This is a genomic window from Brucella intermedia LMG 3301 (genome assembly GCF_000182645.1).
Lineage (GTDB): Bacteria > Pseudomonadota > Alphaproteobacteria > Rhizobiales > Rhizobiaceae > Brucella > Brucella intermedia.
Genome location: NZ_ACQA01000004.1, coordinates 48,590 through 60,172, shown reverse-complemented (window position 1 = coordinate 60,172; position 11,583 = coordinate 48,590). Strand labels below are relative to the sequence as shown.

The following is an 11,583-nucleotide window of genomic DNA, read 5'->3' as shown; positions in this document are numbered from 1 at the left end:
ACGTCACCGTATGGGGCTTCTGCAACCTGACGCTGAAAATCCTCCGCCATGCGCTGAAGCGTGGCCGTGCGGGTGGGTGCAGGGCGTATCTCGAAGCGCTTGCCGTTCTCGACAATGGCGTGGGAGTTTTCCAAACCATGCTTGCGAATATACCCTTCCGCACGAGCGCGGTTGCCAAACCATTTCGGCGCAAACGCCTTCTTGGTGTCGCCGTTCTTTGTCCACTTTTTGAAATCGGCGAGCGTGGATTCGGTCACGTCGCCCATTCCCTTCCAACCGGGCGTGTAATTGGCGAGATATGCAGCTTCCGCATCCTGCTGGCTGTCGAAGCCGATCATCACTTTGTGTTCGTCAAATCGGCCATTGTCGGGGTTCTTCTGGTCAACGACAAACACTTTTGTGTCGTCGGCCAGATCAGCCGTACCGGGCTTCACGAAAACGTCGATGTGGTCTTTGTCGCGGCCAACTGTGCCTTTGATGTAGCCATAATGGCTCTGCATGGTCGTTGACCAAGCCTTGCCGTTAGCGTCCACGCCCTTCCGCTGCGAACCAGCCGGGTTCTCGATCGACAGATCCATTCCGCCCAGGCGAACATGGCCCTTGGCATAATTGCCCGCTTCTTTCTGTGCCTGCGTGGGCTCCGGCAGATTGTTTTCAGGGTGGGTGGCAGCTTCGCGCGCCGCGTCATCGATTGGAGCGGTCGCGGTAGGTTCGCTTGCAGCGGGTTCCGAAGCTGTTGCAGTGTCGTCGGCAATCGGTGCGCGTTCCGCTTCAGCGCGCTTGCGCATCCGCTCAAGCATGACAGGATTCACGCCATGCATTTCGACGGGCAGCTTTGATCGAGCTTGCCGCCCGGCCTTTTCGACCCGATAACGATAATCGTCCGCGAGCTTGCCGGCGTCTTCAAACGAAATTCCAAGTTCATCTGCGAGCGCTCGCTGTGCTGGCGGCGCTGCTTTGTCCTTGTCCAATTCAGACGCGCCCAGCAAGCGCTTCGCCATTGCGCGGTCTGCACCAAGGTCATAGATGCGCTCTGAAACATCGTCTGGAAGGCGAACGGATTTTTCCCCGAACTTGCGTACACGCGGCGTCGATGGGTCGATATCGTCGCGGGCGACAGGCGGATTGATGGAAGCTTCTTCCGCCTGCACTTCCTTTTCGGACATGGCGTCCACATAGAGGTGCTTGATCGGCACTTGGATCGTCATGCCGCTCGGTTCGCGGACAATGGCCTCTGACTCCCCGTCATCGAACACATAGCGCTCTACCTTGCCGGTGACGCGTTTCAGCCCCGGCGCGTCAACAATGACGCTTTGCCCTACCTTCGGCGCATTATCTGCGCTCACAATCGGTTTCTGCCGGGTTTCTGGCGCAACGTCTTGCGTAACGGTAGTTTCGGTGGGAATTGGTTCCTGCGCGGGAATATCGTTCTGCGCTTCCGTATCGCGAACGGGCAATCCCTCTGCGCCCGGCTCCGCCGGTGCCTGAATTGCATTGAGCGGAACCTGATACACTTCGCCTGCATCGTCGGAGACGACAACTTCACCATCGGAGAAGCTATCGATCTTGGCGGTCATCTTCGCGCCGCCTGGCATATTGACCTCAACGGTCGAACCGATTGTAGGCGCGGCCTTCGATGATGTGACGCTCGATGCTGTCTTTACGTCAGCCGGTCGCAGTCCCGAATCCTGCGCCTGTTCCAGCGAAACGAGCAATCTGTCGCCGATGATGTGCTCAACGCCGTTCCCATCGATAACGCGATGCATTCCGGATGGAACTCTGTCTTGGTTCGCCGCCATCATCACGGTCTGGCCGTGAAGTGGGCCGGGTCCGCTGCCGTCTACGTCTCGATCGTCTACGACATATTCGAGGTTGGTGCGGGCAGCGCCGGATTCAAAGGCTTTGGACAGCGGTCCCTTACGCTGCGGGGCTTCCACTTCGGGTTCGGGCATCCCGGTGACAGGCGATGGCGCCGCGTCGGGAATACCCTCGGACGTTGCTTGCGGATCGGAGGCCGGCGCGGCATCCGCCTGCGCAGAGGGATCGGACTGACTACCTTTCGACCGCATGGGATTCGCGCCGCCTGCCCCGCCGACCGCGCCGCCGGTGAGTGCGCCACCAATGAAATTGTCGATGATCGCGATGGCCTGTTCGGAACGCGATTTATCCGCTCCGAGCGCTTCTTGAACGCCTTCGGAAACGACCTGCTGCATCGCTTCGGTTGACCCTTCGGTCAACGAACCTTCGGCAATGCCCTTGATAATACGTTTGCCGATTGACTGCTTGATCGCGTCTTTCGTGGCAATATTGAACAGATTGCCGAAACTGACCATATCGAGTGCAGCCATCGGCACCGCGCCAGTAGCAGCCCAACCGGCCAACTGTTTGTCGGTGAGCTCGCCCTTTTTGACGCGCGCCTGAATATTGTCGTTCTCGATCAGCTCGCCGTAAATATCGCCGAGGTTCTGAACGTAGGACGGACCGGCAGCGCCAGCCAGAAACCCAACAATCGGATTGCCGCCAGAGACCGCCGCGCCAGCAACACCCGCGCCGACCGAGGGAGCCATTGAGCCGAGACCGTTCCCAAGGCTGAAAGCTGCATAATCGGTGGCATCGCTGACGAAGTTAGAAAAGGAATCGGTGCGGATATTGGAAAAGCTGGGGACGCGTGCCGCGCGCTTTTCCGATCCAGACTTGCCCCATTCACGCACGGAATCGCCTAAGCCGCCAATGGTTTCGTTGTCGAACAACACGCCAAGGGCTTTGAGACTATTGCCTAGAAGCGTGGGGTTCTGGTCAACAAGCGCGCCTTTGAAGCCCTTCATAAACTGGCCGGGCTGATTGGCCTCGAAATCCTGTTTCCAGGCCGCGTACTCGTCTTCTGTCATGGCCGCATATCGGCCAGGCGCTTCCTTGTTCAGTTCCTCCAGACGCGCATCGATGTCGGCTCCCGGCGCGGCTGCGGGCGGCTCGTCCTTCGCATCCTGCTCTTGGCGCGAAGCCCGAGCCTCATCAATCTCTGCCTGAAACGGATTCTTGCCTTGGTAAAAATTGCCGGGATCGCTGGCTTCAAAATTTTCGTCTAGCTCGATCGGCTGTGCGGCAGGAAGGCGTTCATGCCTGATGCGCGTGCGCGCTGCGGCCTGCATCCAGTCCGGTGCCTTCCCGAAATTGCGGGCAGACTTATCGTGCATATACCAAAAGCCGTCTTTTGAGTTCGGCATTTCTTTCAAATCGACATGCAGCATGTCTGGAGAGTTCGTATAGGTGATGAAACGGCGAACGCCTCGCGCCTTCAACGATTGGACCAGCTCAAAGCGCTGCTGTTTGCTCATGCCCCTTCATGCTGATATCGACGGCGGTGCCATGCGTGTGCTCGCCGCCTCCGTTGCCTTTCGCCTTTTCGACGGAATGCTGGGGCGAGCGGTAGCCGGAATTGATAACAAGCCCGCGGCCAATGTCGCCCGAAACGTTCGTCAATATCGCGGCGAACGCTGGATTGATCTTCTCCTGACCTTGATGAACGAAGGAAAGACTGCCAACTGCGCCGCTTTCCGGTTCCTTTTCTTCCGGCACCAAGTTTGCCAAGCCGCGGCCATTCGCATAACCGTACTTGCGGGGTTCAATGCCGGGCTCATAGGTGCCCTGTTCGGCCTGCGCGACGTTGCGGCCCGGTTGCGAATTGTAGAAGACGTGGCCGCCGATACGGGTAGTAGCGGGCATTTTGCTTGCCCAGTCGGGATTAACACCGCCAGCGTGGAAATGGTCAGCTCCCTGTGTCGGGTCTTTCAGTTCCCCTGCCAGCACGCCGCGCAGTATCTTCTCGGCCTCCGCGCGAACCTGCGGGTTCTGCTCGGCCTGAACGGCCTTTTCGCCAGGCGCATAATAGCCTTCAAACTGGCTGGGAGCGCGCACGATATCGCCAATGCTCTTACCCCGGCGCTCGGCGCGATTGCGAATGACGTTGGCAACGGCCAGCATGCCGACTGGCCCGTCGCCGCCCGCCTCTGCAATCATGGTGTTGATCGTGTCGTTCCAGTCGCGGGCCGACATGCCGGGCACAGGTGCGGGCTGATCCTTCGCTGGCGCTTCTGGCTGCACACGCGCCGATGGTGCGGAATTATCCTGCGCGGGCTGCGGGCGCTGAATACCGGGAAGTTCCATCGAGGATGTGGAATCGACAGGAGCGCGCGCGGCCTTTTGATCAACCGAAGGCAATTCTTGCTCGCGCGGCTTCTCGGACGGTTCCCGATTTTTCGCCGCCGGTGAGTTTGCACCCGAGTTGCCGCCGAAGAAGGTATCAATATCGGTGTTATCGTCGAGAATAATAGCCATGACGTGTCCTTACGATAGGAGCACGTCATGCGCTGATCGACGCGACTATATCTAACCTCGCGCGCGCACGCGAGAGGGGAACGGCGGGTACTGCAAAATTTTGACAGACGCGCTTGTTAAGTGCGCGGAAACCATAGATATGCGAGGGTGATAGTTCCAGTTTCGGCAGCGAAAGCAGAGAGCGTTGAGCCAGCCAGCGCGCCGGGGGAGATGGGCTTCCCCGGTAATTGCAGCGTGAGCCTCGCTGCCGAACAGGAGTGAAACGAATGGGTTTTATACCTGTGAGTATCACACTTACGATAAAGAAAACCCGCACGGGCTGGCGTGCCTACGTGCGGGTAACATTCTTTAGCTAAGTGCCCGGCTGGCAGAGTTACCGCTCTGTCAGCCACTCCTGAAAGATAGCGGCTCTACGGCAAAATTTCAAGTTCATGGTTATCCGAGCCCAACGGCTCGCTCGATTGCTGCATCGCGGCAGCGTGCCCATGCCTTATCGCAAAGTCGATCAAGACGCACAGCTATAACGCGTTTGTCGCTGCCAGCAGGGTAACACCAGTAGCCGTTCAATCCAAACAGCCGCTTGTATCGGCGGAAAAGCTTGTATTTCCGGCGCTTCAAATGCAGCGGCACGGTTTTCCAGTGCTCGCTACAAATCCACTCGCTCGTGTTGTCCCGGTTATGCCGCGTGCGCCTGCAGAACGGTACGCAGCAATTAATGCGGTCGGACATTACCGCCCCAGCCCCACCACGCCATTGCCAGCACCGGACAATTCTTCCGGCCATTCGTCTTGTGGAACGCCCGCGTTCATGAGCTGCTGCTTAACCCGCGCCGGATCTCCGCCGCGCGCCAAAGCTTCCTTAGCGTAGCCGATTGTGGTGGAACGCGCACCGGCCTGAGGGCTACCAAGGCCAATTTCCGGCGTCGGTAGCTGGCCGTTGGAAGGAATCGGTTCGGGCTGTCTGGATTTCTGCGCCGGTACCGGTGCATCACCCAGTCCAGCGGCTTTCGGCTGCTCTTTGCTCGTAAGGTCAACTGTGTTGCCGCTTTCCGTGTCCACGATGATCTTTTTCGGCAACTCCGGGGCCTTGTCGGCGGGTTTGTTGCTCTGACCAGCTTTTTCCGCACCGAAACTATCAGCAGCGGAAAGGTCTTTGCGAATGAGCTTGTCCTTCTCGTCGTCGCTGTACGTGTCCCAATTCAGATCAGATTTGGCGCGTTGTTCCGCCGCCTTCTGGTAGCGCTCGGACTGCTTTTCCGGCGAACTGGCACCGGAATATTTCTGATCGATTTTCTTCTTGTCCTCGTAATTTTCGAGTTCCGATTTCCGTTTGGCCTCGGCAGCGCGCGCCTCGGTCTGTGACTTATATGCTTCGAGGGGATTGCCGATCTGCGCAATTGCGGCCGGAATATCTTCGAGGCGATAGTCGCGCGTGATTGCCTTACCATCTGGCCCGTTCGCCTTGACGCGATAGCCCACTGTTTTGCCCTTGTACTGTATCGGCTCTGCACCGGCGAATTTCACATCGGACGAAATGTAGCCCTGCAACTGCGAGCCAGCATACACGTCCTGGAACGCGCCCTCATAATCACCTGACTGCGCCTTCACCAACGCGGACGAAAAAAGCTTACCGCCTTTAAGCGCATCGTCGGAGCGGCCCCAGTCGCCAAGCGCCTTCGCTCCTGCATAATCACCCTTTTCCATCAACAGCGCCTGTTGCTTGGGAAGCTGGTAGTTAAGCCAGAACGATTGGAAATCGCTGCCCTCGACAGCACCCGCCGCCTGCGCGTCAGCAAACGCCTTTTTGGTGTCGGCGTTGAGCTGGTCCTGCTTCGCCTTATAGGCTTGCTTTTCCTTGCGCTCGTCCCATCGATCACGCATCCGCATACCGGCTTCGAGGCCATCAACGAATCCCGCTAGTCCTGCACCGAAGCTCATGCCGCAACTCCCAATCCAAGTTCCATGCCTCGCGATGGCTTACGAGCCTGTTTTGCTGGTGCCTTGTCTTTCGACGGCCCGAGGCCAATTTCACCGGCGATTTCCTTGACCTGCTTGCTCAAGTCCTGCACGGCCTTCATGGTTACGCCGATAGCGTCGATGACAGGGATAGTCTTGCCGTCGCCCTTGCCGGTGGCTTCCTTGAAATCCTGCGCATAGGTGCCGATATGCCGCCCACCGTCGCCGATGCCAGGCATGTAGTCCCATTCCTCGACGGGCATCTGCTCGATGGCTTCAAGCGCCTTACCCTCCTCGACCGGCTGCTTGTTCTCCTTGACGTTCTCGTCGGACGGCATGAAGAACCCGGCGAGCCCACCAAGCGCCTGACCGATGCCGCTCCACAGTCCGTTATTGGCCTGCTGTTCAGCCTTCCATGCGTCAACCTGCGTTGCGTATTGCTGATTGAGCGTCTGGCCCATGCCGGCATAGCCCTGCATCGCCCCGGCGTAGCCGGAATTGACGATGCTTGACGCGGCATTGCTCTGCGCGTTCGCCTGTTGATTTAGGCCAACCGCGCCGGAGCTGGCGCCAAGTCCGAGGGCTTGCGCCTGTGCCGACTGCGCCGGTAGGCCACGGCCAAGGTTGGTAACGTCTGCCTTGAGCGCAAGGCCCTTGTCACGCACCATCTGGCGCGCGTTGTTCCGTCCGCCAGCATCGGCAAGTGCATAGGCCATATCGGTTGCGCGGTCGATGCCAGCATACCGCCCCGAAGTCGGGTTGATGCCCATTGACGCGGCTTGGCGCAGACTCTGTTCTTCGGCGGAGGCCTGCGCAGCGCGAACGTCCGCGGAGGCTTCCGCTGCCGCTTCGGATTGTCGTTCTTCCGTCGCGTAATTCGTTGCCTCTTTGATGAAATCGTCCTCAATGGGCTTGAAGACATTTTCATATCGTTCTCGGTCGGATTTCGCCCACGCCGCCTGTTGGTCAGCAATACCAAGCTGTTGCTCGGTAACGCGCTTGGTCAGCGCGTCCAGTTCCTTCTGGCGTTCCTGCGAGATAGCAAAGGCATCTTTGGCAAACGCCAGCCATTCCTCGCCGGTTTCGGCCTGCTTAAGCGCGGCCTTGCCGATATTCGGATCTGGATCGGGCGCAGATTGCGAGCTTTTACCCATGATGCGAGCCTCAAAGAAATCTGGTGGCGGCACATCATGCGCTCGGATGCGAATTTATATCTGTTCCCGCGGTGAAATTCTAGATCAAGCGTTCCGGCGATATGACCAAATCGAACCGAGGAAGGCTGCGGCCAATACACATGCGAGAATATACAGTCCGGGCAGCTTCAAAACCATGGCGACGAACATAGCGGGGATCGCAAACGCCACCCCGGTAATGCAATGAGAGACAAAATCCCAAAAGCGGTCGCTCACTCGTGGGGCGAACCACAGCAACGCGACCATAACGATGAACACGATAATGCCGCCTGGCACAAACGCGGCATCGTCACCCCATGACATAGCACCCATGATGAAACCTCATAAATTTATGAGACTGGAAGTCAGCCAGCGACATTCACGCCGCAAAAGCCCGAAAACGATTATATCTTCACCATGAAGCCCCGCCTCGCGCAAGCGCCCTTCCTCCCGAAAGCCCATATGAGCGCAGAATCGGGCGGATGCAACGTTACTTTCCGGCACAAACGATGTGATGCGCTTGAACCGGAGTTGAACGAACGGATATGCGAACACCATCCGCATATAGTCACGAGTGAGCCAACGCCGCGAGCCATCCGACGCAACGTGGATCTGACAATCATCGGATGCGAAGGTGTCAAAAACTGTCACCCCAACAATCTGTTTCTCTTTGAGAACGGCGATTGTGGTGGCATCGGAGCGGAATTGCTCGATGCCGATCTGATGCGCGGCCCATTCCTTATAGATGCGGCGCTGCTCATAATCGTATTCGTAGCTCATGACAGCACACCAAGGTCGCGAAGGATTTTTTCGGCTTCATCTGCGGATTTCGCGATGTGGTACGGCACGTTCTCCGCCTCGCACCATTTCTGGAAATCGGATTGATTTGCTGACTGTCGACCGTCTGGAGCTTTAATTTCGATTGCTGCAGCGCCCGCTCCCCACATGAATATGAAATCAGATGCGCCGGGGATCATGCCGAGTGCTTTAGCAATCGCGTAGCGGATTTTGGCGTTCTTGGTGCCACCGCCCACTTCGTTTGGTATATGCGTCCACACAGCGCGCAGCCGCTGCTCGATCGTCCACGCACGGAGGCGGTTGGCCAATTCAATTGTGATGCGATCTTCGGGCCCGAGCTTCACCGCACCAAGCTTGCCTGGGAGCATCAACCGTAAAATAGCAGCTCTCATGCGCGGCCCAGCCGGTCTTTCAACGCCTGCGATAGCGATTGCAGTATCTGGTGAAGGCGCTGCACGTCCTCAACAAGCGCATTGTGCTGTGCGGCGGTAGGAGCGGCAGACACGAGCCCTGATTTCAGGCGATACGAATAATCGGTCAGCGCCTCAAGATCAGAAACACGAACGGCTGCTTTGTGCCGCTCGCCGGGATTGCGCTTGCCCGCCAGAACTTCCAGCGTTTCGGTTTGCAGTTGATCGAAAACACTCATGACATTGCAACCCGCTTCAGCTCGTCCATGGTGGACGCCATGACAATTTGCGAAACGCTGACATTGGCGCTCACATCAATTTCCCAAACCGTTCCTGCAACGGCGGGAAGCCTGACGGGCGTTCCCGTTCGCGTAACTGTGGCTATCAACCGGCCATTGGCGTACACGCCCACGCGGACGTTTCCGGGCGGGGTCGGCAGGCGTAGAAGATTGTCGCCAGCAAATGCGATGTGATTGATCGGTGCACTGTTCAGATCGCCCAGGCTGACCTTGGACGCTATCAATTCCGCGTTCTTCGCGAGGATCTGCGCGCGCTGCGTTTCATAGTTCTTGTATTCCAGCGGAGATACATAATCGATCGTGTCAATCTGGATCGCAGCAAAACTTGCTTCCCCAGACATATGGAAATCCTTCGATTTCCAATAGTAGGATTCGCGGTCACCCTGCGGGGAATCCAGCCGGTAAATGTCCCGCTCACCTTTCGCGAGGAAATAAACCGCACCAGTCTCGATTTCATACGTGGAGGACGAAACCGCCGTGTTTGTGCGGATCAGATATGGCGTGCTGCCAAGGTCGAAGAAAACCGCGCCTGTGAGCTGGGTGCCGTCCACGTCCTCAGTATCGTAAAAGGCGATATAGCGTCCGGATAGCTGCCCGCCGATGATCGTTTCTGGCGACAAGGCCCGCCATTCATTGACGCCCATAATGTTGCCCGTCACGAGCTTTGCCTCGCCATTTGCGGCCACCGCTGCAAGTCCTTCATTCGAGGGATATGCAATAGCAAAGCCAAGATCGACGATGCCGCGGGCATTGACGCACGGCAAGTTTGCTTCGAGCTTCACCATCTGCATTGTATCCGGAGACGAACCGGTTGCGAGATATGGATTTGCCTTGGTAGCAATCACCAATGACGTGCCGATGGCGCCAAGCCCGACAATATCGGCGTCGGTGGTCAGCACATACTTTTCCGGCCAAGCGTGAGGTCGGAAAGGCTCGCAAAAATACAGCTTCTTGCCGTCGAAAGCAGCCATCATGCCGTTTGGCATCGCTATAAGCCCGCGCAGCGTATCGGGCGGCGCATTCCAGGCGACAGATGGCAGCATTTCTTGGAATGCATCAACCGCAATATTGTCGACGAAGTTTGCGCTTGATGCATCACGCTCTGCGATGAAATAGAAGTATGTCCCCTTCGAGCCGGTTTGCGACCGATATATGCGCTGTTTCGTAATTGCACGGCCACCAGGCGGGGCTTGAAAGCCCGAAAGTGTCACCGTCTGGCCGGGCTTCCAATCCAAGTTCGCCGAGGCCGGCGCAGGCTCGGACTCCTCCCCCATCTCAGTCACATAGGTGTAGGTATAAATGCGGGTCTGAGTGTCGCCGTTGCCGGTTCCGCTCAAGGCGGTCGCGAGGGCCGCCGAAGGTCGCGCAACGGCCAGATCGTAAACCGTGCCGTTAACGCGCATCTTCGGCTTGCCGTCGCCGGTGTAATAAAGGCGTTCTTCAGCTACCGGGCCGGGGGCGGCGTGCACAATGCCTGTCCACCACAGCCATTCATTTTGAAACCGGTAGATCGTTTTGGCATCTGCCGACGCAATGGAGTGTTCTTGCACGGGGGTATTGAACGGCGTGAGCCCGCCGTCATCGAGGCGCGTGTTGACGGAAAACTGGGCGGCAGTCGCAGGCAGAAGGCGGGATATGAGCCGGGGTTGCTCCCCGGTGAAAGCAGTAAGCTTGATTGCAGGCATGATTCACCTCTCGAAAGAGGCACGTCATGCGCCATTACCGGCACTATAGTGGTGTTCACGGGGGTTCGCAATTATCGCCGGGTTCAATGGCGAATGATGCCCAGTCGGTAACCCAAAAGCGTCATCGTCGATGCAAACCAGCTCCTACCTTCCAGCCGCAGCCGCTCGCGCACATAAGTCAGATTTCGACGCTTGCGCTTACCTTTGGCAGTCCAGACTGTCGAATCGGGTTGGAAAGTCCAATCCAGCCAGCCAGCGTCAGCGATATCGAAGATGCGAACTTCCCTGTTGGCGATGAAAGTTTCATAAAGCGCTCGCTGATCGACATAATACAGGCGGGTATGGTTGGAGAGGTATTCTTCGACCGCTTCAAAGAAAGCAATGCCCTTTGGATCAGCATACACCATAGCCCCAAGCACTTTCATGCCAAGCCGCTCGTAATCTGATCGGCCCTTTTCGTTGTCGAGGCGAAGATACAGGCCAACGTCTGCATCATAGCGATGCGGGATCGGACGCATGACCAAACTGTCTATATCGAGAACGACAATTGGTCGATTGTAATCACGTAACAGCGCGGGCAAACGGAAAAACCGAAGCGACTGGTAATAAACCACGGCTTCGCGTTCTTCCATTTCATCATGTGCGCGAGGGTCGATCCATACCTCGACCTTGAGGCGCAAACGTTCATCAGCCGAGAACTGGGCCAAAAATTCTGGAATAAGCGTTTGCTTTAGCTCGGATGCCCGCCCAAGCAGCCGAACTCCAGGAGCGGGGGTCACAGTTATATGGACGGGATGCCCGGCCCGTAATGCAGACTTGGCGAAGCCTAAAGCGTGTTTGCGGAAATAAATTTCATCCGATGCAGCGAATACCAAAGGCTTCGCGCTGAACACAGTTGAACCGTCCATGATGCCCCCAACACTAAGTAG

At 57.4% G+C, this 11,583-nt stretch carries 10 protein-coding genes; all 10 read right to left on the bottom strand.

Translation table 11 applies throughout. The annotated features are described in order from the left end of the window. On the bottom strand, window positions 1-3,335 hold a 3,335-nt coding region (locus OINT_RS22460; RefSeq protein ID WP_006470206.1), incomplete at its 3' end, for a hypothetical protein. Further along, window positions 3,313-4,335: a cell wall hydrolase gene (locus tag OINT_RS22635; protein ID WP_006470205.1), complete on the bottom strand. Its 1,023-nt coding sequence runs from the start codon at window positions 4,333-4,335 to the stop codon at window positions 3,313-3,315. The genes OINT_RS22460 and OINT_RS22635, both read right to left, overlap by 23 nt. 728 nt (window positions 4,336-5,063) lie before the next feature. Further along, entirely contained in the window at window positions 5,064-6,272 is a 1,209-nt protein-coding gene (locus OINT_RS22450) for a hypothetical protein (protein WP_006470203.1), read from the bottom strand. Further along, a complete protein-coding gene (locus OINT_RS23330) occupies window positions 6,269-7,444 on the bottom strand; it encodes a tail fiber domain-containing protein (protein ID WP_006470202.1) in 1,176 nt (391 codons plus the stop codon). The genes OINT_RS22450 and OINT_RS23330 overlap by 4 nt, the downstream gene beginning before the upstream one ends. Window positions 7,445-7,528: 84 nt before the next feature. After that, on the bottom strand, window positions 7,529-7,795 hold the full coding sequence (locus OINT_RS22440) for a hypothetical protein (RefSeq protein ID WP_006470201.1): 267 nt from the start codon (window positions 7,793-7,795) through the stop codon (window positions 7,529-7,531). Window positions 7,796-7,804: 9 nt separating this feature from the next. Then, window positions 7,805-8,242, bottom strand: coding sequence for a GNAT family N-acetyltransferase (locus OINT_RS22435; RefSeq protein WP_006470200.1), 438 nt, complete (start codon window positions 8,240-8,242; stop codon window positions 7,805-7,807). Then, complete coding sequence (locus tag OINT_RS22430; RefSeq protein WP_006470199.1) at window positions 8,239-8,652, bottom strand: VRR-NUC domain-containing protein; 414 nt, start codon at window positions 8,650-8,652, stop codon at window positions 8,239-8,241. Before OINT_RS22430 ends, OINT_RS22435 begins: the two co-directional genes overlap by 4 nt. Then, complete coding sequence (locus tag OINT_RS22425; protein WP_006470198.1) at window positions 8,649-8,909, bottom strand: hypothetical protein; 261 nt, start codon at window positions 8,907-8,909, stop codon at window positions 8,649-8,651. Before OINT_RS22425 ends, OINT_RS22430 begins: the two co-directional genes overlap by 4 nt. Then, window positions 8,906-10,654 carry a hypothetical protein gene (locus OINT_RS22420; RefSeq protein WP_006470197.1) on the bottom strand — a complete coding sequence of 583 codons (1,749 nt, stop codon included), beginning with the start codon at window positions 10,652-10,654 and terminating at the stop codon, window positions 8,906-8,908. The genes OINT_RS22425 and OINT_RS22420 overlap by 4 nt, the downstream gene beginning before the upstream one ends. 83 nt (window positions 10,655-10,737) lie before the next feature. Then, window positions 10,738-11,562 (bottom strand): hypothetical protein, encoded by an 825-nt coding sequence (locus OINT_RS22415; RefSeq protein WP_006470196.1) that lies wholly within the window; start codon window positions 11,560-11,562, stop codon window positions 10,738-10,740. Between the last annotated feature and the right edge of the window lie 21 nt (window positions 11,563-11,583).